Here is a 22,387-nt window from a genome sequence, read left to right on the forward strand (position 1 = left end):
CGGGCGCAATAATGAAGGCACGCACGGTGGGAGAATGGACTTATGGAACTTGGATTCATCAGACACGGTCAGACCCGCTGGAACCTCGAAGGACGGTTGCAGGGAAGTAGCAATATCGAGCTGAATGACACCGGGCGGGCGCAAGCCCGCGACGCGGTGCAGATCCTTGGCTCCGCACGTTGGGACGTCATCGTTTCTTCTCCACTAAGTCGCGCACGTGAAACCGCACAGATTATCGCCGACGGGCTCGGCCTAGAACTTGGCCCAGCCTATGATCTGCTCATCGAGCGTGATTACGGCGAAGGCGAAGGGGTTTTAGAAACCGAGGCCGCGCAACGCTGGCCAGGCAAAATCGGTGGCGGCATCGAGTCTTTGGAATCGGTGGTTGACCGCGGGCTGCGGGCCATCGAACAGATCGCTACCGATTACCCGGGTAAAAATGTTGCAGTAGTCTGTCACGGCACGATTATTCGTTACACGCTCTCGCATTTTGCCGGGTACCAGCTGGACACCATCCGCAACGCATCGGTAGCGATCCTGGAATATGAAACCGATGGTTGGGAACTAAAGCTGGTCAATGACCAGGTGCCACAACCGCCGGTCAAAACCCAGTAGTTAGTCGCGTCTTACTGTGCGCTGTACCGCCCGAGCAATACCTGAGTCGGATTGCTGACTCTTAATGTTAGACAGCCATGATCCTAGCCGCAGGTATGCGTCGGAACGTATCGACACAGGTGAAAGAAACACGTCATGCAGTGCGTTGGGTAGCCGAACCAAATGTAATTCGCGGCCTAGATTGATGCTTCGTTGCGCGACCACCTGCACGTTTAGTGCCACATCGGAGCGGGTAGCGGCATCATTCCAACGCGGCAGCAGGTAGTCTTTGGCGCTAAGCATGACCAGCACCGGTTGCTTCAAATCTAGGCCCTTCTTGACCTTTGCCTGGGCGGCGAATACCGCGGAGATGAACCCGGTGTGCAAGGGAAAACCGTTGGCAGGTCGCCAGTCTAAGTTGTATTCCCATTCGCCTTCAAAACGGTTGGATACCGTGCGGGTGTAAAACCCCGGGTCGATGCCCGGGAGGTTTCGGTAGGGGTTACGATGGCTGGTTGCTTTCAGAATTTTTGCTAAGGCGGTGCGTCCCAGTTCCGAGGCCTGAAATTCTAGCCACGGACTATTAAGCGCCAGCGCATCAACCTTGGTCGGGTTCGCCGCCGCATAGAGCGCCGCGCTGAGCCCACCGGTGGAATGGCCGAGCATCACAAAACGTGTGCCCGGATGCGCACTGGAAATAATTCGGTGTGCCGCATCAAATTCCTCGAAATAATCCTCCAGGTTAGTGATGAAACCCGGCACGCTAGAGGCGCCGAGGTTACGCCCGTAATGACGCAGATCGAGTGCATAGAAGTCGGCTCCGGCCTCGGTGAGGAACCGCGCCAACTCGGTCTGGAAAAAGTAATCGGACCAGCCGTGCACATATAAGATCGCCAATCCACGCAAGGGTGGGGCAAAACGTAACCGGCGACCAGCCGGACGGTGACGGATCAATGTCGCAGTGGAACCGTCCGTGAGCGGTAGCTTGCGACAGGCATAATCTGCGCCCAGCACATCGGCGCCCCAAAGTTCCTCGGTGGGGGAACGAAATTGGAAGGCCATAAAGATATCCTAACCGCGCACGAAAAACGGCATTCACCGGATGGGCTGGTTACCATCCGATGAATGCCGCAGTTCGTGGCAGTGCGCAATAAGTTGTTGAGTTCAGGCGCGGACCGCCGAGTTACTGTCCTGGACTAGCTGGCCATTTCATAGGCCGGTGCTGGGGTGTCCAGGTAACGCTGGTGGGTAAGCCGCAATTGTCAGAGTACATACGCGTTAGCAGGCCACCTGCACATGTCGTTCTGGTGTAAGAAGTTTTCTCCACATAGCGTCCGGACCACAGCGTGGCTCACAAGGATTTCGAGCATCTCAGAAGGAGTGAATACGCTATATGTGCGCGATGAAGTACATGTTCAGCAATCGACTAAGGGACTCTCGACTAACCGGCTAGATGGCGGTCATTCATCAAAAATATACGTTAAGGATCCGGATTCATCGTTATCGTGGCAGCCAAATCCTGTCCGGGATTCGCTCAGTTCTGGAATCTCATGAGCTGGTTGGTTCGATTAGGCGGATCCGTGTGGCATTGGCGAACCTCCCACAGCGCGGTTCCGAAGTTTGTCGCAGCGGAATGTGCTGGAGCGATGCTGGCGGGCTACAAGATAGTAGAAACGCCCACACATCGCCTCTTGATTGGAGGAGGTCCATCATCGCAAGTGAATGTGGCATCGGTTCGGGAATGTGCATAATCAGTTGGAGGTTTCAGCGGTCAAGTCTGTCGCCCAAGCTTGGCGTAAACACTAGTTCAGTCAATTCATCTGAAAGTCCACCCATTGACTGGTTTATTGACTGAATGAAATCGTCTGTGCCAGCCTGATCTTAAGTGATAGGGCTTCTATCGGTATGCAGAAAACAGAATCCCACGGGCAGACCAACTAGTGGCTGGATCCGGGGGGTTCTGCCTCCTCCATAAAATCTGGGATAGACGGCTAAAATAGACTATGTCCCTGAACATTCATTTGCCAGAAATTTATTCGCCTTATGACGTTGGTCGTTTACGCGCAGGAAACTTCTTGACGATCCAAAGCAAGACAATGAATAACAGTGCTGAGACCGCTGAAGCAACCACACAGGCCACCCAAGAGTTGAAGAATCCTGTATAGCAAACTGTCATCACAACAAATCCGGTAGACCATGAGGATGCTTCTCGGAGTGGTTTATTATCTGGAAACTTCGTCTTGAGGAAAGCTTCAATGATCCCGGTGACAACTACAGTCGCAATCAACGTGCCGATAGCCCAGTAAACGAACCAACCGGCAACATCTTGGCGAACCTGATCCATTCCAAAAATCAGGATCGCACTCCCGATGCCAGCCGAAAGCGGAAGCGAAACGAAGACCAAGACCGCAATGAGAATCAGTATCACCCAGAAAATTGCGACGATCTTGCTCAATGGCTTATCGTCGCCCGTAGCTTCACTCATTAATCCTCCATCCCAAATAAGAACTTCTAACGTAACATCCTGCCGGTATCAATTAGATGATGATGTTCATGATGACCCAAGCAGCGTCCTTTGCAACGTCATATGGAATTCCAGCCACTTGGAACGCGATGATCAATTCATTTTCTGAATTTAATTCGGCATTGCGCACGACCGTAGTGATCTTGTGAAGGTATTTTTGGACATTTGCCGGGAACAGATGTGCCGAGTGGTCAATGGTCCAGAGCACGATTTTCTTCACGGCACCGGTGATACCAGCTGGCTTGGCAACGCTAAGCCCTGCCGCACGAAGTTTGGCTTCGTTCTGTTTCTGAGATTCAAGGGAACGAGCAAGTTCAGCAATGTCAGTCGCGCCGGCTGCTTCTGCCTCGCGGGCAATCTGGCTTAGGTTAATTTGGATAGGTGTTGTACTCGTCATGGGTGCTTTTGCGCTTGAAGGGACGCTTGGCATAAAACTCGCGTTGGCGGCAGGCATAGCTACACCGAGCATTAGAACGGCAGACAGGCCGATGGTAGCGATTTTTGGTGCGGTTTTCATAGAGTTCCCTTCAGTGCGCGATTCTTTTCCGTAAGTCGTTTTACGGGGAGAGCAATCACAGGTTCAAGCGCCCCCATCATGAGGACGCTTTAAGATCATACTGTTGATTAATTATCACGCCAAACTGTAATCTCATACTTCGACACTGTGGCCTGAGGGTATTTAAAATATCACTCGAATATTTAACGTAAATAATTGACTGGTCTTCGAAATGCATGCCAATCGGCAGTCAACTTCAAAGGTCGGAAGCTTGCTCGATACCTAAGTAGCTGAAGCGGAACCTTTGGAGAGTTTATTGACGAAAAGTCACGCAGGAGATGCTTTCGAGATCTCTATTCTCCAATTTCGCTGAAAAGAACAATATTGCGACTCCGAAGTTAGGCAACTGACAAGTGGAGGGGGACAACAGATCCGGGGTGGTTCGAACGACCTATCGAGCAATTGGATTTTCCGCCGTCTCTCGCTTGTGTAATAAGCCCGAATCCTATACTGACTGTGTATCTCCACATTTTTGAAAGAAAATTCATCGATTTTCTTGACGGGGACCCCCGATCGCGACGTTTCAAATGAGCAAATAGCTGAACGTTGACATCGAGGGTGCCATAAAATTCAGCTGCCAAAACCGCACCCATGCTACTTTGAGCGCTGGAGGGCGCTGAGAGTGTTTTTGAAGACCGGCACCTTATGACCCGTTGGAGTGTTGGGCGCCAGATGCATCGCCGTGACCGGAATGGCATCGGAAGTAAGGCAAATACGCCTACGCCAAAGAGGGAAAGGAAAAGTAGTTGCTACCGGATATGACGAAACGAAATGGCACTGAGTCCGGATTCGGTTAGGGCCATGAGAACGTCAAACCTTTCCTGCACCTCGGAACGCCTTTCCGGTTTCGTGTTGTCTACGATCAATGTGGAGCCTGCGATCAGGTCGCGGTTGCGTTCCACGTTGCGACGATGAGATATCGTACGTTACTTGATACCGAATAAATAGTGCATTCTCGCACTCTTCGACAGAACTTCGGGCGAGCGAGACTGAAGGGTCTTAGACTGATAAATGGTCTGCCGAGGACTCGTTGCCTCCGAGAGTTTCAGAGGGCGAGCGATCAACGCATCGTGTACCGTAGCGCCTGCCGCGCACGAAAAACGGCATTCACCGGATGGGCTGGTTACCATCCGATGAATGCCGCAGTTCGTGGCAGTGCGCAATAAGTTGTTGAGTTTAGGCGCGGACCGCCGAGTTACTGTCCTGGACTAGCTGGCCATTTCATAGGCGGGTGCTGGGGTGTCCAGGTAACGCTGGTAGGTGTTGGAGGTCAAGAAGGTGGGGAAGTCATCGCGCAAGGCGCAAGCTTCGAAGATTTCCACCGCTTGTTCGAAGCGGTCTCCTTCAAAACGCTCGATCTTCTCGATGGTTTCATCGGTCAGTTCGTGCATCCAGGCCCGGGTGATGACCTCACCGGTATCGGTGATAGCCGACTGGTGGATCCACTGCCACAACTGGGAGCGGGAGATTTCCGCGGTAGCGGCATCTTCCATCAGGTTGCGCAGTGCCACCGCACCGTTGCCGCGCAGCCACGACTCAACGTAGCGTATGGCGATCTCGATGTTCTCGCGGATACCGCGTTCGGTGATTCGACCTTCGAGGCCTTCCACATTCAGCAGTTCCTTGGCCGAAACTTCCACATCCTCACGGGTGCGGGAGATCTGGTGTGGATTTGCACCCAATACCCGGTCATAGACCTCACGAGCTACCGGAACCAGATCCGGGTGCGCCACCCAAGAACCGTCAAAGCCGTCGTTGGCTTCGCGAGCCTTGTCCTCGGACACCTTTTCGAATGCAATCTGGTTGATCGAAGCATCCTTACGGCTAGGCACGAAAGCGCTCATTCCGCCGATTGCGGTAGCCCCGCGGCGGTGGCAGGCGCGCACCAGCTGTTCGGTGTAAGCCCGCATGAACGGGCTGGTCATGGTCACCAGCTCGCGGTCTGGGAAGACGAAGCGCGGTCCGCGGGAACGGAAGTTCTTGATGATCGAGAAGATGTAGTCCCAGCGTCCTGCGTTCAGTCCGGCCGAGTGCTCTCGCAGCTCGTAGAGGATTTCCTCCATCTCAAACGCGGCGGTGATGGTCTCGATGAGTACCGTGGCGCGAATGGTGCCGCGCTCGATGCCCAGCAGTTCTTGAGCCAGCACAAACACGTCGTTCCACAACCGTGCTTCGAGGTGATTTTCCAACTTTGGCAGGTAGTAATACGCGCCACGGCCAGAATCGATCAGACGCTGTGCGTTGTGGAAGAAGTGCAAACCGAAGTCGACAAATGCGCCGGCAATAGGCTTGCCGTTGATCAGCAGGTGCTTCTCTGGCAGGTGCAGGCCACGGGGGCGAACTACGATGGTTGGCAGGTCGCTCAGCTCGTAGCCGTTCAGCTTGTATTCCCGGCCGTCAGGGTCGGTGAAATCAAGTTCCCCATCCAATACCCGCAACAGGTTGACCTGATTCTTGATCACGTTCTGCCAAGTAGGGGAGCAAGCATCTTCCATATCTGCCAGCCATACGTTAGCGCCCGAGTTCAGTGCGTTGATTGCCATCTTGCGTTCAATCGGCCCGGTGATTTCCACCCGACGGTCTTCAAGTCCCGGTGCAATGGGTGCAACCTGCCATGACGCATCTTCGCGGATGTGACGGGTTTCCTCCAAGAACTTCGGGTCATGCCCGTTGGCAATGCGAGCTCGGTTCAGCTGACGACGCTGCATGAGCTCGACACGGCGGCCTTCAAAAGCCTGGTGCAGGTTGGAAATGAAATCCAACGCCTGTTCGGTGAGGATCTGTTCCTGGTAACGAACTGGGGTAGCGGTGATCTGGATCGAGTTCAGGGAGGTGGGGGTAAACATGATGTTCTTCCTTAAAAGTTTGGGGTCGGTGGGGCCGGCGTCATTGCCGGCCCCACCGTCAGGGCCCCAAAGGGGTCCTGATTTAGTGGAACTGTCCTTCTTCGGTGGAACCAACCAAGGCCAGGGTGGAGGCGTTGGGGTTCAACGTGGTGGCGATCTTGTCGAAGTAGCCGGTACCGACCTCGCGCTGGTGCTTGGTAGCGGTGTAGCCGCGGGACTCGGAAGCGAATTCTCGTTCCTGCAACTCGACATAGGCGCTCATCCCGTCGCGGGCGTAACCCTCGGCCAGATCAAACATCGAGTGGTTCAGTGCGTGGAAGCCGGCCAGCGTGATGAACTGGAAGCTGAAGCCCATCGCGCCGAGTTCCCGCTGGAACTTGGCGATCGTTGCATCGTCCAGGTGCTTCTTCCAGTTGAAGGAAGGTGAGCAGTTGTAGGAGAGCATCTGATCAGGGAAGTCAGCCTTGACCGATTCGGCGAACTTGCGAGCCAACTCTAGATCCGGGGTTCCGGTCTCCATCCAGATGAGGTCGGAGTACGGAGCGTAGGCCTTGGCCCGGGCAATACATGGTTCGATTCCGTTGCGAACCTTGTAGAAACCTTCTGCGGTGCGCTCGCCGGTGATGAACTGCTGATCTCGTTCATCAACATCCGAGGTAATCAGGGTGGCTGCCTCGGCGTCGGTGCGGGCGATGACTACCGATGGGGTTCCCGCCACATCGGCGGCCAGGCGAGCCGCATTGAGCGTGCGAACATGCTGCTGGGTTGGGATGAGCACCTTGCCACCGAGGTGGCCACACTTCTTTTCCGATGCCAGCTGGTCTTCCCAGTGGACTCCAGATGCGCCGGCGGTGATCATCGACTTCATCAGCTCGTAAGCGTTGAGCGGACCACCGAAGCCTGCCTCGGCATCTGCGACGATGGGGACCATCCAGTCCTCAACGCTCTGAATGCCTTCGGAGAATTCGATTTGGTCTGCGCGAAGCAGGGCGTTATTGATGCGGCGCACTACCTGTGGAACCGAGTTGGCCGGGTAAAGGGACTGATCAGGGTAGGTCTGCCCGGAGAGGTTTGCATCCGCGGCCACCTGCCAACCGGAAAGATAAATCGCTCGAAGTCCGGCCTTGACCTGCTGGACCGCCTGATTGCCGGTCAACGCACCCAGGGCGTTGGTGTATCCGCCGGTGGGGGTTTCCTCGGTGAGCTGCTTCCACAGTTTTTCTGAACCACGCTTTGCTAGCGTGTTTTCTTCTTGAACACGACCCTGCAGGTTTACGACATCAGCGGCACTGTAATCGCGGGTGACACCGTTCCAGCGTGGGTTGTTCTCCCAGTCGTTCTCGATAGTTGCGATGCGGTTGTCAATTGAATTCTGCTCAGTCATTGTGCTGGCCCCTTCGCCCACGTGTTGGTGTTCGTCCGTATTCATCGAATGCGGTGAACTTCTTCGTGACATTGACTATTCCGCAGAAGCAAGGGGTGCAATAGGGGTCTTTAGAGGAAAGATTTGCAGTTCTTTGATAATTCTCAAAAATATTGATTTCTTCGCATATATTCGTGCGATTAGAGCAAGATTGCTCAAAAAGTGGAAAGCGAAAGAGAAAGAAGTGCGTTTTTTCTGAAACTAGAGCGTACGCTGGCTAATTTTTGGGCGCGCCAAAGGAGGGGGGATGGTGCGTAAATGAGTAGTTTTACCGCTTAGGGCAGATCCAAGGATACGACTGCCATGAAACCGCGACCAGAGATGGTCGGTTCGGCCACATCACCACCGATGACGGTGTCGCGCACTTCGAGTTTTTGTTCTTCGCCATTGAGTTTCAGCACGCCGTTACCCTGCACCAATACACCTAGCTGGCCATCAAACAGGTACTGATCGCGTTTCTTGGACAGTTCAACGATGCGCACCGTGCCGCGCACACGTCCTGGCGTGGTCGTCAGGTGCAGCACGAGTAATTCCTCAGCGGGCTGGCTGGTTGTCACTGGGTTGGACGTCTCAATTTTTAGTGGGCGCAACGGTTCAAGTCCGTGAATCTGCCCATCAACATCAAGCTGGAGGAAATCACCGGCAATGAGAGTCAACGCCTGCGCAATACCGGAGCCCTGAAAAGAGCCTGCTTTTTCAATTGAACGAATCGAGAGGTTCCAGCTCGCGGAGTCCTGCACGGCGGCGGTGAGCTGACTCTCGGTAGTTAGCTCGCCGGCACATATCTGGCGCACCTGGCCCAGTTCCCACTGTTTCTTACTGCTCTGGGCCAGAGGGATGATGGTTCCGGGGGCGAACTGCGTGGCTGCTTCACTCATAATTCGAGTTTACTTCTCCAGCACGGCCAGTAGCTCATCAACCACACCATCGACGCTTTGGGCGGAACTGATCACCGTCCATTTGTGCTTCGCTGCCATCTCTAAATACGCGTTGCGGCTCGCCTCAAGGAATTCCTTGGTTTCGGTATCCTCGCCGCGCTGGTGGATTCGTGAATACGCCGTGTCCGCTCCAACGTCGAGCACAACCACGTCAGCGTCTTGTGTATAGGCGAGAGCTAGCCAGAGGAAGAATCGACCTTGTGGCAGTCCTCGCACCTGGCGAAGCGCAAGTTGGCAGGCTAAGTGACGATCCATCACGGTGACCCCGGAGAACAATGAAGCTTTGATCGTATTGCGCGTGACATTGAATAGTCGGAATATTGATTCGATGCCATCCTGTGTGGCGCGTGAAATTTCAAAACGAGAATTGTCGACTCGCTGATTCAACCATTTACGAGCCGCTGGATTTGCCACACGCTGGGTGGGAAGATCTTGTTGCTGCAGGATGTGGACGAGCGCGGCAATTGCGGTGCTTTTGCCTGAACCATCGATGCCCAACACAATCAGCGTCCCCCTGGGCCGTAAAGTCTGGGGACGGTGAAGGGGGCGCTGTGAGATTTCGGTGGTGATAATCGCAGGTCCTTAAGTTGATGTCTTAATCTCTGCAACGTTCAAGTACCAGGTGTTGATAGCGGATTGTTGCTGGGAATTTCACGTGAATCCAAGTCCGTAAGTCTCGGAGCTTGAGCGCAATAGATCCGAACATGCGGTGGAGGAACTTCTCCAATGTCATCCCTTAGGGTGTCGAAAACCTCCAGAATGCTGACCTAAGGTAATGACCAACAGGTCCGCGAGTAAGATTTGAATATTTAATGTCGCGCAGCCTGAGTCAGTGACCAGATCAGAGAATGGATCGACCTTGCGACCTAAACCCCGACTCCTCGGCCTTGGCCTACTAACAGCGACGCTCTGTCTGAGCACGTCGTGTGTTTCAAATAATGAGACCGCGACAAATCCCGGCGCAATTGACAATGGCGTGACTCAGACGCAGACTCTCTCCGAGGTCCATTGGGGCAGTGGGAAAGAAGTCAGCGCACGAGTCGTAGAGCTGGACGCTGCCACTGAAGTGGCGTTTGGGGATCAGTTCACTGCACAGGATTCAACGGGTAACTGGCAAAAGCAATCGAATTTCCTCTTGGGGCTGGGACTAAACACCCAAGGCGAGGTCATAGGTGAGCTGTCCCAGCAAATGAAGCCCACACAAGCGGATACCAAATTGAGTGACCATGGTGAAATAGGGCTTGCGCATAACGGTGAGTTCACAGCATTTGGAAGTACTCGGAAGCTGGTTGAAGGAGATGGCAACCGAACCGTCACCTCCGCTATCTCTACAGATGATGGTTATCTCTGGGTAGAAAGCCCCAATTATCAATCCGTCTCTGGTACTTGGCGGCTGTTCACCGGTGGCCCGGGAGAAGAATCAAAGTTGTTGGCTAAGTCAAAAACCGATGACGAATCTAGCAACAACCAGTTGAGTGTCGAGGTAGCTGCACCGGTAGCCGACGACAAGTCCGTTTATTGGTCAACTTTGACCACCAAAGCTAACGGGTCAACTTCAACGTCGGTTCTCCAGCATTCGCTTTCTGGAGGTGACGAAAGCAAGATTTTCGCTGATGATGCCACCAGTCCCGCCGTGCTGGATCAGGGGATCGCGGTTATAGATGTGAAGACTGAAACGGACACAGAAAAGAAATCCGAGAATCACGTGTCAAGATCAATTTCGCTTCATACCGAGCAAGCGGACCCTGAAGTTTTACTCACCGGAAGCCCGTTGCTCGATGACACCGCGGCTTTTACAGAATTAGTTGGGCAAGAGGAAACTCTGCTGACTCAATTGGCGGACAAGTTCTTAGTCATTAATCCTGAGAACAAGGACGTTACGGCCGTCGCACTGCCAGCTGAGTCACGCGCTGTGGGCTACGCAGTTTGTGGGCAGCATGCTGCTTGGCAAGTGGTGGACGTTGGAGGCGCGAGTGATGGTTGGCAGTATTTGCTGGATCTAGAATCCAATAAACTTTCTAAGATTGCAAAGGAAGGGCTCACCGGCACAACCTTCTGCAACGGTGACTACTTTGCCTGGGGCGTGCACGGAACAGGGGACTCAACAAATGACGCGTACGTTGAAGTCATGAAATGGAAGGAATAGTTGGTTGAGTAACGAGTAGCCGTGTTAAGACTGCGATCGCCCTAAGGGAAAGAACAGAATATCTTTTGACACGAGTGTTCATTCCGCGCGCCATTATTGTCATTTAGGGTGAATTCCTAGAAAAATTGATTGTTCTTCGCTTAGGCTGGGAATGTGACTGCACCCACATGGAATCGTAATTTCTCCGTTGACGCCGAATCCGAGTCTGTTCTGGACCCGGAGCTCGATACGCTTGCGCTTGGCCGGCGAATTCGCCACCTGCGCAAAGCAAAGTCGTTAACTTTAGACGATGTCTCGGCGTTAGTAGGAACGGCTCCCAGCCAGCTTTCACTGATAGAAAATGGCAAGCGGGAACCAAAACTTTCGTTGCTCAAGTCATTGGCACGCGCCTTGCAAGTAGGAGTGGACGATCTGTTGGGATCCGAGCCACCTACACGACGTGCAGCATTGGAAATTGACTTGGAACGTGCCCAACGAGGCCCGCTCTATGAGGCATTGGGATTGCCCAAGGTGCGCGTAGGTACGCGTTTACCCATGGACGTGCTCGAATCACTCGTAGGATTGCAAAACGAGCTAGAACGCCGTCTCGAAGAGCAGGCTGCAACTCCGGAAGAAGCGCGACGTGCGAATACCGCGCTACGTCAAGAGATGCGTCAACGTAATAACTACTACAAAGAAATTGAGCAAGAGGCCTCTAAGGTGCTTGCAGCAGTCGGCCATGACGCTGGACCACTATCGCATCATCGTGCAGCTGATATCGCTGAACACCTTGGATTCAGCCTCAGATTTGTTGGCAATCTTCCGCATTCCACCCGCTCTGTGACTGACTTGAAGAACAAGAGAATTTATCTAACACAGGCCAGCCGCTCGGAACATGACCCACGTTCGGTCCTGCTTCAAGCGTTGGGACATTACATTCTGGGCCACGAAGCCCCCACCAGCTATGCGAATTTTTTGGACCAACGCGTCGCGACCAACTACTTTGCCGCGGCCCTGATGATGCCTGAGAAATCAACCACCGAATTTTTGCGGCAGGCGAAGGCCAAACGAGAAATCGCGATTGAGGATTTACGCGACGCTTTTGCGGTCTCCTATGAAACCGCAGCTCACCGGTTTACCAACTTGGCCACAGAACATCTGGGAGTAACCTGCCATTTTCAGAAGGTCCATGAATCGGGGATATTGCATAAGGCCTACGAAAATGACCGAGTTAATTTCCCAGCGGATCACACCGGCGCTATCGAAGGGCAGAGTATTTGCCGCTATTGGACCAGTCGCGTGGTTTTTGAACAGATGGATAAATTCCGTTCCTTCGAGCAGTACACCGACACGGTAAATGGCACCTACTGGTGCACTGCGCGCACCGAACGGCACTCTTCGGGGCTGTATTCGCTGTCCATCGGGGTTCCCTTTGAGCATGTTAAATGGTTTCGTGGCCGGGACACCAAGGAACGTTGCCAGTCAACGTGTCCAGATGAAAACTGTTGCAGACGCCCACCGGCAGAGTTATCCAGCGAATGGTTTGGAAACGCTTGGCCGTCTACTCGCGCAAATACGCACCTATTGGCAGCGATGCCCACCGGAGCGTTCCCTGGCGTAGATGAAACTGAGGTTTACCGATTCTTGCAACAACAGCGCTAGACATCCTGTGGCAATGAATCAAAGCGACCTGTTCTTGCCCGTGCGTCGTGTGGAGTCGGTGGATCCCGGGGCACCCCTTGCCGCGCAATGGCCTCTGGTATTGCCACCGGTGCGACAACTGCTCCTCGAAGGTCTGGATTTGGGTAGAGTCACCGTGATCGTGGGAGAAAATGGCGTTGGTAAATCTACCTTGCTTGAAGCGGTGGCGATCGCCTACGGGATGAACCCGGAAGGTGGTTCTACCGGCGCGATGCACGTGACTCGAGCATCGGAATCTTCCCTCGCGCAAATGCTTAAACTCCACCGTGGTGCGGCTGCCTCACGGAAGGGGTTCTTTCTTCGTGCAGAAACCATGCACTCCTTCTACACGTACTTGGAACAATCGGCGTTGGGCTCGGCCTTGCACGAGCGCAGTCATGGCGAATCCTTCTTGGATCTCGTCGATGAGCGAGTAAATCTCAAGGGACTGTGGCTTCTGGACGAACCTGAGTCTGCTTTGTCTTTAGCGGGATGCAGTGCCTTGGTGCGGAAGTTGCGTGAAATAGTAGAGCGAGGCTCACAGCTGATCATTTCCACTCATTCGCCAGTTCTGGCAGCGTTCCCGGGCGCGAAGATCTTAGAAATCGGTTCTTGGGGTATGCGCGAAAGTGAATACGATCAGCTTGAACTCATTAGGCAGTGGCGTGAATTTCTGTCCGACCCACATGACTTTTTGAAGTCTTAGCTAAGCCGGCTACGAATAAACGTGGCGGTGGGCTCGGCTAATGCGGCGCCATCCTGGGTTACCGAACGGCCCGAGTAGGCAACTTTAAATGAATGGTCCCCGCCTTCAAACCAGACAATTTGGCCCTCTTCATTCAAGTCCGAGACCACACGGTTGATAATCGCTGGGTTGGCGAATGGATCGCGGGTTCCCTCAAGAAAAAGCATGGGAATGGTGAGCGGGTACAGGTGCTCGTCGCGGAGCTTGTCTTCCTTCTGCGGGGCGTGCAGTGGGTAGCCTAAGAAAATCAGTGCTTCGGAGGGCATCCCTTCGCTGACAGCAAGGGAAGCCATGCGTCCACCGAAGGATTTTCCTGCGGTAAAAATGGGAAGGCCGGCGGCAAGATTATCTGCGGCCCACTGGTGGACTCGTTTCCACGCGGCAACGGCAACCGGAGCCTTGTCGGGGAACTTTTTACCGGCGTCCATGTAGGGAAAATTGAAGCGCAATACGGAGACCTGGTGTTGCACTATGGCCGAAGCAAACCCCGCCATGAAGGCATGATCTTTTCCGGCACCTGACCCGTGAGCCAAGATAAGAAACGCGTATGCATCATCCGCAACATCTAGAGATGCGCTCAAATGGCCGTCTTCCCATGGGATAAGTATTTCTTGGCTCATAGAATCAAGCGTAGTTCTTTCTGGGGTGTTCAAAGAGTCTGGACTGGTGCCCGTGGCGAGACTACTCCATGGGAGGATTCTTGAACTCGGTGCTCGTTTCATCTGATCCCTCGACTACGACGGTCAGCTTTTCCACCTGTTCATTTCCATGGGCCTTGGCATTGATCTTGAGCATCATATTTCCGGATACAAAATTAACGCCAGGCAGTGATTTCGTGTCGTAGGTGTTGTCTTGCCAAATGCCGGGAGCCAAAGTCACTACTAGTTCGCCGAACTTAGGGGATTCTACGGAATCTATGTACGCGTGTGGATCGGTGGGGATACAGCTACGGTAAGTTTCGAGTTTTTTGATGGTCGCACCGCAAAACGACTCATAGGTGTCATTCATTGAGTCGAGCCACTGCACGTACTTCTCTTCAGCCCAAGCATCACGATCATTAGGGTCGGCACCAGTTCGGGATCGGGAGTAAGTGCCCGAGTATTTTCCATTCTTGGTAGCAAACGTTACCGATTCTAATTCCGGTGATTGTTCACCGATGCTTTCAAACATCACCAAGCCCATTATTCGAAGCTCGTCGGTGGGACCTTGGTAGTTTTGAAGCATTCCGTCTTGGTTGAATCGGTAGGAATTATCAAGGACTATTTCGAGATGTCCCGATTTTGAACTGCTCCAACTGATCATCAGATTGTTTGGCGGATAGAACCCCTTCACCGACTTGATCCCAGAATTATCCAACCATGCTTGGATTTTCGAGTCGGCCCAATCCTGTCCGCTTGCGTCTAGAGTGGGTGAAACAGCCGCCGCCTTAACAGTTGAGGTAGCCGAAACTGAAGGTGAAGTAGAAGCAACAGGAGCATGAGTTTCTTTGTCATTTGTCGGAGATTCCGTGGCAATCGCGTTGGGCTGGCTTGAACATCCTGCCAACACTAAAGACACAGCAGCAATGGTAAAAAGAAGACGCGAGCGCATGGAACCTCCGGGGTATTGGCCAATCGTCAGTCTATCGAGGCTCTCCTACAGAACAAGATGCGAATTCATTGCTCCGTAACGACGTTGATCTTGGAATGGATAGTCACGATTAAACACGAGAGGGGCTAACGGATCGAAATGATCCGTTAGCCCCTCTCAAGGGCATTTTTAGCTACCGAAGTAGTCCATGACCGATTCGCTTGATGCGATTTCCGCGGCTGGGACCTGCTTGGCAACCTTTAGCTGTCCTGCAGCGAAGTCGACCTCTACAGTGTCACCGGCGTTGAGTTCATCACCGATCAGCAGATCCGCGATAGCATCTTGGACCTTGCGCTGAACCAGACGACGCAGGGGACGAGCACCGAACTCTGGGTCGTAGCCTTCCGTTGCCAACCATGAAACAGCAGCGTCGGTGACGTGCAGTTTCAGTTCCTGCTCCGCCAGGTGCTTGCCGGTCTCATCGAGAACCAGTTTCACAATCTGCGCAATCTCAGACTCGCTGAGCTTGCCGAAGAGTAGTACCTCGTCCAGGCGGTTCAGGAACTCGGGACGCATGAACTCACGAACCTTACCCATGACCTTGGCCCGAATTTCAGCCTTCTCGCTACTTGCATTGACCGAGGTGAAACCAAAGTTACCGGCCTTGTTAGCGAGGTATTCGCCGCCGAGGTTACTGGTCATCAAGATCAGAGTATTGGAAAAATCGACGGTGCGTCCGGCCGTATCTGTCAGGCGTCCGTCATCCAAGACCTGCAAGAGCACGTTGAATACATCGGGGTGAGCCTTCTCGATTTCATCGAGCAAAATCACCGAGTACGGGTTGCGACGTACCTTTTCGGTGAGCTGTCCTGGCTCGTCGTGCCCCACATAGCCTGGAGGGGCACCGATGAGCCGCGAGACGGTGTGCTTTTCTCCGTACTCGCTCATGTCGATCCGTACAAAGGCATCGGATGAACCGAACAGGTTATTAGCCAGAGCCTTAGCCAGCTCGGTTTTACCCACGCCGGTCGGGCCGAGGAACAAGAAGGAACCAATTGGACGTTGTGCCGGAGCTAAACCGGTACGGCTGCGGCGCACGGCACGGGAGACAGCCGCAACTGCGTCGTGCTGGCCGATAACCGAGGCGTGCAGCTGTTCTTCCAAGGACGCCAACCGGTTCTTGTCATCCCCGTTGATCCGGGAGGTTGGGATTCCAGTGGAGCGAGAGATGACCTCGGAAATTTGGGCTTCATCAACGATACGAGTGATCCCAGAATCACCGGCCTTCTCGGCAGCGGTAATGCGTTCGGTGAGAGCAGCATTATGATCGCGCCATGCACTGGCATCTTCATAACGTTCCTCGCCGATTGCACGGGCCTTTTCGCGGTCTGCCTCGACCAGCTCGTTGCGTAGTGCCTGTACGTCCTCGGTGCCGCCAGCGGCGATTGACCTGCGGGCGCCAGCAATATCGAGCAGATCGATTGCCTTATCCGGCAAACGACGGTCGGTCAGGTAGCGGGCCGACAGCGAGACTGCAGCTTTCAAGGCCTCAGGGGTGTATTGCACCTGGTGGTGATCTTCATAAGATTCTTGCAAACCCTCAAGGATCGCCAGGGCGACTTCCTGAGAAGGTTCTCCCACGGTGACTTTGCCGAAGCGTCGTACCAGAGCCGAATCTTTTTCGACCTTACGGAATTCATCTAGCGTGGTAGCGCCGATCAGGTGCAATTCCCCGCGAGCTAGACGTGGTTTGAGGATATTAGCTGCATCCATATTTCCGGATTCGCCGGAACCGGCGCCAACTAGCAGGTGCATTTCATCAATAAAGATGATGGTCTGCCCCTCCGCGTCAGCGACTTCCTCAAGCAGCCCGGTCAGGCGCTGTTCGAAGTCACCGCGGTAACGCGTTCCAGAGAGCATTCCAGGGAGGTCAATGGAGATCAGCTGAGTTCCGCGGATTTGCTCAGGGACTTCGCCGGCAACGATGGCGCGAGCCAGTCCCTCGGCGATAGCGGTCTTACCTACGCCAGCTTCACCGATAAGTACCGGGTTGTTTTTGGTGCGGCGAGCCAAGATCTCAACGACTTGAGCCAACTCGTCATCACGACCGATGACTGGATCGATTTGTCCGTCAGATGCCAAAGCGGTCAGATCGGTGCCGTAGCGTTCAAGCATTGAAACATCTTGTTCTTCGCCAGTCTCAGCTTCGCCGGACTGCGCGCGCTGGGCTTGCTCCATGGCTGCCTGTTGCAGGCTTTGTCCAGTGATGCCGTGTTGTGCGAGCAACATGCCCACGGGGGAGTCTGGTGAGAAGACAAAGGCTAGGAATAGGTGTTCAGGATCGATATAGGTCGAACCGTAGTTTCGAGCAACCTGATACGCGTCAAAGAGACTGCGCTGCGCAGCGGAGGAGAGACGAGAAGGCTTCTCGGTTGCCTCTTCGCGGCGTGGCAGGCGCTGAATTGCGTCCTTGGAGAGGGCTTCAAGATCCACACCCATTGCGCTCAGGTGTTGTCCGGCAGGCTCGGTGCGGAGCAGGGCGACAAGCAGGTGCAACGCATCAATCTCTGAATGCCCGTTTTCGTGGGCGAACCCGGCGGCGATAGATACCGCTTCGTGAGTGCGCTGTGAGAGCAGACGAGTGATGTCGATGGGGCGCGCGGCCTGAGCACGTGAGGAGAGGAACCGGGAGAGGAATTCCTCGAACGAGCCGTCTGACGGTGGTCCGAAAAAAGCTGGCAAGATGAGCCTCCTAGTAGAAACTTGAGTGGTCTATGCTCATGTTCAACGTAATACGACAGAATCTATTCCCGCAAAGTGGAGTTAGGCAACTAGAAGAGTGGTAGTTCACAGATTTTAGGCATCGCGGGGGATCTCGATGAGCCCCAGCCGTGTTGCTGCAATGAGCGCCTGTACCCGGTCGCGTACTTCCAGTTTCATAAAGATCTTCGCCATATGGGTCTTTACCGTAGCCTCGGAGATATTCAAACGCCGACTCGTCTCCGTGTTGTTGAAACCTTCGGAGAGAAGTCCAAGGATTTGCATTTCACGATTGGTTAGACCCAGATCGTCGATAAGATCCGCAATATCTTGTGGCGTTCGGTGAACATTTCTAACCGCGGTGATTAAATCAGCCGAAACCGACGGTGAGATGGCCGCAGACCCATTATGAACGGAATGAACAGCCTTAATTATTTCGCCTGGTTCAGTGTCTTTGACGAGGTAACCACTGGCGCCTGCAACAAGGACCGGGACCAGATAATCATCCGAGGAAAATGCGGTAATAGCAAGGATTTCCGGGCTGTCCTCTAGGGATTTAATATTCTTTGTAGCTTCAATGCCATTCATGATTGGCATTTGTAAATCCATGAGGACGACATCTACTTCGTGCGCTTCACAGTAGGTCACCGCTTCTTGCCCATTTTGTACCGAATTAACAGTTACAATTCCCTGATCCGTTGCTAGGATCGTGCTAAGCGCGTGCCGAATAAGAGGCTCATCATCTACGATGAGGACCTTAATCTGTTCCATTGGTTTCCTTTAAATGGGAGGCAGCTCAGGAGTCAACCTGCCTTAAATCGAAGAATATAAGTTCAATAGTTTTGGGGTTTGAAATGAAAGCTTTAAAGATTTTGGCAGTAGCTGCCCTCGTAGCGGCTCCGTTTGCTGCAGCAGCACCTGCAACTGCGGCACCGGTGGCCGAGTCTACCTATTCGGGACTGGCCGTCGCGACTCCAGCGGGATGGGGTACTGACTTCTCTAATTGGGTGTGCAAGCATTACGGCGTATCTTGCGGTTAAAACCGTATTTGACTTTCCTGCTCGTCAGGTAAAGTATTCCGCATATGAGACTGCGTATGATGGCCACCCTAACTAAGCTTTTTGCTGGTCGGGGTGTTGTCATTTGGGTCGGTATTCTCACCTTTGTGGCAATCACAGCTACGGAAAGCTATACGCTACTCCAGGATGGTTTTGAAGACTCCCCTACCAGAGTGGTTCACGGGGCGATAGTTGGTTTGTTGTTGCTGGTCGCGCTGCTGGTAGGTACGCGTTGGGTTGCTGCGTCACTTGGAGCTTATCTGGCCACGCTCTTTTTCTTTTTTGGCGATGGAGACCTGCTTCTGTGGCTAGTGTTCTCACTCGTTATTTTTAGTGTCCTCGCCGCCACCGCAAATTCGTCTATTGTGCGGATTTGGTACCTAGTGCTTTTGGCTATTTGGATGGGACAGTACGGGATCAGATCGGGCGAAGACGCGATCTTGCTGGTTATTTTTGTGCCGATTGCAGCGGTGGCCTATGTTTTAGCGCGGAACATATTTAACCTCCGCGAGCGAAATCTCAACGCGGTTCTGCTCATGGAAGAGAGCCGGGAGCAAAACCGAGTCGCGATTGAGCGCGAACGTAAAAACATCGCTCGGGACCTGCACGATATTGTCGCCCACGACATCACCGTGGTGGCTATGCAGTCTAAAGCTGCAAAATTTGCCAATAGTGGCCAGGCAGCCATTGACGCAATCGACATCATTGCAAAACTCAGTACAGAGACGCTCCACGACTTGAGGCTGATGCTCAATGTATTGCGAACCGACGGGACAATGAGTGATTCGTCGGGTGGAAGCGCCGATAAGCCGGCGGCAACCACTGTTTATGCAGTTCAAGGCCTGGAGATCTTTACGCAACGGTTAAAAGATTCCGGTTTTTCTGTGACCTCTCACACCGACGAAAAAATCTCTGAACTTCCGCGTTCTGCGCAGACTGCGTTGTATCGAGTGATGCAGGAAGCGACCACGAACATTATCAAACACGCTAAGCGCGAGAGTTCCTGTAATCTGCGTTTAGAGATCTCCGGGTCGAACGCAATCCTTGAAATGACTAATCAGATGCCGAACTCGAAGCCTAAAAAGGGCGACCTGCCGGTCGGTGGAATTGGTCTTATTGGTATGCGAGACCGGATGAATGCTTTCGGCGGCCGGTTCAATGCGGACGTTGTGGATGGCCACTGGGTGCTCACCGCCAGCATCCCGTTCTAGGCCCTACCCTCCTACTTAAGTATGATTTCGCTTTTCTTGGAATCGCGATAAGTTATAGATGTATCGGTGAAGACCGATCACCGCAGGGAAATTGGTGATGTTTTGCGAGTGGCATCATCAAAAGTTCCGCAGTGATTAAAAGGTACGTTGCGTCATGGACGAACTGATCTTTCTTCGGCGTTGTGCCCCCATCGCACGCCTGAGTTTGTTAGTGGCGCGACGTACCTTTTATAACCTCACCGATACCTGTTGTGTTACAGCTCACATGGCTGATGTGGAATGTCCTAGGCCGAGTTTTCCGTTATACCTCTTGGATACAATCAACTTTCGAGAGTGAGCATCACATGTCGGTTCAGACTGAAACCCAACCATACGAAATGCTAAGCATTAACTCGGACGCGGCGGATCAGCTGTTCTTCGAAGCCCGTAGCGCAAACTCCTTTAGCGATGAGCCGGTCTCGGATGACGTTCTGGATGCAATCTACGACACCATGAAAATGGGTCCAACTCTCATGAATAACCAGCCAATGCGCATCACGTGGGTGAAAAGCGCTGAGGCTCGTCAAAAGGTCTCAGAGACCATGGCTGGCACTAACGCACAGAAAGCGCTAACTGCACCGGCACTAGCCATTCTTTCGTTCGATACCGAATGGCACGAAGAATTCCCATCTTTCTTCCCACATGCTCCAGAACGCAAGGCAATGTTTGAAGATCAGGGTGCGCGCACTGCGATCGGAAATAACAACGCATGGTTGCAGGCCGGATACTTCATCATGGCAGTACGTGCCGTTGGTTTAGCTGCTGGCCCAATGGGTGGCTTTGATGCAGCTGCGGTTGACGCCGTGGTGAACGTCGATGGTCGCAACAAGTCGTTCTTGATAGTGAATGTTGGCAAACCAGGCGCTGACGCATGGTTTGATCGACTTCCACGCCATGATGCGCAGTTCGCTACTCGCAGCATCTAATCACTTCAAAAGCATAAAAGGGGTCCTCCGCAACAAATTTAATTGTTGCAGAGGACCCCTTTGGCCTTTAGCGCGAGGGTTACTCTCCGGCTCCCGACGGGTCATTTTCAAGAACGTGGTCCGACACCTTGGAAAGCGCGCGCTCAAGTGCTGCCCGAAGGATCACCGGTACGGTGATTTCCTCTTCCAAGGTCAGTAGGCCTTCGCGTTCAAAGGTGCGCAAGATGGTTTCAACCTGTGGGACCGCGACCTCGAGGCTTGAGATGAGGTGGTGTTGCTCAACCGGCAGGTCATCTTCGGATGGGATGTGCAATGCAAATTCGGTGCGTGGTGGCTTCGAAGAAGCAGCATGGGTGAGAAGTCCGGCGACCATCTCAGCAACCTGGGCCTGTCCGGGAGTCTGCAAGGTATTGATCAGCACGTGCGAATAGATGACCTCGGCGAGTAGTTCCTTGATCAGGCGTGCGCCAGCTCCGGTGGATGCGAGCAGAGCTTCGCGAAGTGAATCTGTGGGTACAGCCTGCGGTGAGCTGTAGCGAAGCATGGCAGTGCCGATAAAGGCATCCCAGTAGGCGGCCAGGCGGGGAATCGATGCCAGGTCCGCTACCACGGTTCCGTCTTCGGGCTCCCAGCGATTAGCTTCTGGGGTACTGGTCTCATCAACGGTCACCATGAGGCCCAGAGCTTCGGCTGCTTCTTGTAGCGTCTGTCCGCTGATCATTCCTGTTGGATCACTTGGCTTGCCTTCGCCGACCCATTCAATCAATTCACGTGCCGCATAAACGAATGGCATGGATTCTAGGACCGAGTTGGCTTCCTCGTCATCCATGAATGGGACAACGATGGGGGAATCGCCAGCCATGCGAGAGAGGAACTCAAAAACTTCCTTGAATTCCTCAACGTTGCCGCCAAAATTCGCGGTGGTACCCAAGAAAGTTAGGTAGTGCTTGAGGATGGCCGCGCTAGCCTCGGAGACTTCCTCGCCTATGGAAGCTAGGTGCCCCAGCTGTTCGCCAAGAATGGTGGGGTCCAATGTGGTGACATCCACGCGCTTGCGTAGTTGTGCATGAGCGACCAGCAAAGTGGTGAGACCTTCCAAGCCGGCGCGAGTTTCACTTGCTGGTTGGCCATCGGCTTGGAAGTGGCGGAATAGCTGGGATTTGAACGGCTGTAAGGCCTGTCGAACTTCAGATTCAAACGGTGCGCTACTAGCCCCAGCTTGGCGTGCTGGATGGCCCGAGGAAGCCTTTTTCTTGGCGGGCTTGCGTGATGCCATGATCTGTTGTTGTTCCTTTGCTAAACGGGAATTGGTCGTCCGTTCCAGTCTACGCAGGGAGCTCACGTCAGCGTTGTTCAGCGCAAGCCATCGTAATCGCGAGCCGGGGATAGCGAG

General features: G+C 53.6%; 18 protein-coding genes. 6 read left to right on the top strand and 12 right to left on the bottom strand.

Annotated elements, in window-relative coordinates:
- Positions 1 to 42 precede the first annotated feature (42 nt).
- On the top strand, positions 43 to 615 hold the full coding sequence (locus CQ011_RS11335) for a histidine phosphatase family protein (RefSeq protein ID WP_105677833.1): 573 nt from the start codon (positions 43 to 45) through the stop codon (positions 613 to 615).
- On the opposite strand, the gene CQ011_RS11340 is transcribed toward CQ011_RS11335, so the two are convergent.
- The 7 genes from CQ011_RS11340 to CQ011_RS11370 all read right to left on the bottom strand — a co-directional run bounded on the left by CQ011_RS11340 (position 616) and on the right by CQ011_RS11370 (position 9,382).
- Entirely contained in the window at positions 616 to 1,656 is a 1,041-nt protein-coding gene (locus CQ011_RS11340) for an alpha/beta hydrolase (RefSeq protein WP_105677834.1), read from the bottom strand. It abuts the gene before it with no gap.
- A 979-nt stretch (positions 1,657 to 2,635) separates the two neighbouring features.
- Positions 2,636 to 3,079, bottom strand: coding sequence for a hypothetical protein (locus CQ011_RS11345; RefSeq protein WP_105677835.1), 444 nt, complete (start codon positions 3,077 to 3,079; stop codon positions 2,636 to 2,638).
- A gap of 52 nt (positions 3,080 to 3,131) precedes the next feature.
- Positions 3,132 to 3,635 carry a hypothetical protein gene (locus tag CQ011_RS11350; protein WP_105677836.1) on the bottom strand — a complete coding sequence of 168 codons (504 nt, stop codon included), beginning with the start codon at positions 3,633 to 3,635 and terminating at the stop codon, positions 3,132 to 3,134.
- Positions 3,636 to 4,882: 1,247 nt separating this feature from the next.
- Positions 4,883 to 6,520, bottom strand: coding sequence for a malate synthase A (gene aceB, locus CQ011_RS11355; protein WP_105677837.1), 1,638 nt, complete (start codon positions 6,518 to 6,520; stop codon positions 4,883 to 4,885).
- 82 nt (positions 6,521 to 6,602) lie between these two features.
- Entirely contained in the window at positions 6,603 to 7,904 is a 1,302-nt protein-coding gene (gene aceA / locus CQ011_RS11360) for an isocitrate lyase (protein ID WP_105678039.1), read from the bottom strand.
- A gap of 314 nt (positions 7,905 to 8,218) precedes the next feature.
- Entirely contained in the window at positions 8,219 to 8,821 is a 603-nt protein-coding gene (locus CQ011_RS11365) for a HutD family protein (RefSeq protein WP_105677838.1), read from the bottom strand.
- A gap of 9 nt (positions 8,822 to 8,830) precedes the next feature.
- The gene (locus tag CQ011_RS11370; RefSeq protein WP_181148086.1) at positions 8,831 to 9,382 is read right to left on the bottom strand and encodes a dTMP kinase; all 552 of its coding nucleotides are present in this window, start codon (positions 9,380 to 9,382) and stop codon (positions 8,831 to 8,833) included.
- Positions 9,383 to 9,857: 475 nt separating this feature from the next.
- On the opposite strand from CQ011_RS11370, the gene CQ011_RS11375 reads away from it, so the two are divergent.
- From CQ011_RS11375 to CQ011_RS11385, 3 genes are all read left to right on the top strand, one after another.
- A complete protein-coding gene (locus CQ011_RS11375; RefSeq protein ID WP_105677840.1) occupies positions 9,858 to 11,027 on the top strand; it encodes a hypothetical protein in 1,170 nt (389 codons plus the stop codon).
- Positions 11,028 to 11,180: 153 nt separating this feature from the next.
- Positions 11,181 to 12,668 (top strand): helix-turn-helix transcriptional regulator, encoded by a 1,488-nt coding sequence (locus CQ011_RS11380; RefSeq protein ID WP_105677841.1) that lies wholly within the window; start codon positions 11,181 to 11,183, stop codon positions 12,666 to 12,668.
- 13 nt (positions 12,669 to 12,681) lie between these two features.
- Positions 12,682 to 13,392 carry an AAA family ATPase gene (locus CQ011_RS11385; RefSeq protein WP_105677842.1) on the top strand — a complete coding sequence of 237 codons (711 nt, stop codon included), beginning with the start codon at positions 12,682 to 12,684 and terminating at the stop codon, positions 13,390 to 13,392.
- On the opposite strand, the gene CQ011_RS11390 is transcribed toward CQ011_RS11385, so the two are convergent.
- From CQ011_RS11390 to CQ011_RS11405, 4 genes are all read right to left on the bottom strand, one after another.
- Complete coding sequence (locus tag CQ011_RS11390; protein WP_105677843.1) at positions 13,389 to 14,051, bottom strand: alpha/beta hydrolase family protein; 663 nt, start codon at positions 14,049 to 14,051, stop codon at positions 13,389 to 13,391. The genes CQ011_RS11385 and CQ011_RS11390 overlap by 4 nt on opposite strands.
- A gap of 61 nt (positions 14,052 to 14,112) precedes the next feature.
- Positions 14,113 to 14,988, bottom strand: a complete 876-nt coding sequence (locus tag CQ011_RS11395; RefSeq protein ID WP_286161173.1) for a hypothetical protein — start codon at positions 14,986 to 14,988, stop codon at positions 14,113 to 14,115.
- 201 nt (positions 14,989 to 15,189) lie between these two features.
- Complete coding sequence (locus CQ011_RS11400) at positions 15,190 to 17,742, bottom strand: ATP-dependent Clp protease ATP-binding subunit (RefSeq protein ID WP_105677845.1); 2,553 nt, start codon at positions 17,740 to 17,742, stop codon at positions 15,190 to 15,192.
- 114 nt (positions 17,743 to 17,856) lie between these two features.
- Positions 17,857 to 18,531: a response regulator gene (locus tag CQ011_RS11405; RefSeq protein WP_105677846.1), complete on the bottom strand. Its 675-nt coding sequence runs from the start codon at positions 18,529 to 18,531 to the stop codon at positions 17,857 to 17,859.
- Between the two features lie 328 nt (positions 18,532 to 18,859).
- On the opposite strand from CQ011_RS11405, the gene CQ011_RS11410 reads away from it, so the two are divergent.
- Complete coding sequence (locus CQ011_RS11410; protein WP_181148087.1) at positions 18,860 to 20,029, top strand: sensor histidine kinase; 1,170 nt, start codon at positions 18,860 to 18,862, stop codon at positions 20,027 to 20,029.
- A gap of 344 nt (positions 20,030 to 20,373) precedes the next feature.
- Positions 20,374 to 20,994, top strand: coding sequence for a malonic semialdehyde reductase (locus CQ011_RS11415; protein WP_105677848.1), 621 nt, complete (start codon positions 20,374 to 20,376; stop codon positions 20,992 to 20,994).
- A 79-nt stretch (positions 20,995 to 21,073) separates the two neighbouring features.
- Here the strand turns inward: CQ011_RS11415 and CQ011_RS11420 are convergent, their stop codons facing one another.
- Positions 21,074 to 22,270 (bottom strand): hypothetical protein, encoded by a 1,197-nt coding sequence (locus tag CQ011_RS11420; RefSeq protein ID WP_105677849.1) that lies wholly within the window; start codon positions 22,268 to 22,270, stop codon positions 21,074 to 21,076.
- Positions 22,271 to 22,387 lie beyond the last annotated feature (117 nt).

The sequence above is a fragment of the Arthrobacter sp. MYb213 genome, assembly GCF_002979915.1.
Classification (GTDB): Bacteria; Actinomycetota; Actinomycetes; order Actinomycetales; family Micrococcaceae; genus Glutamicibacter.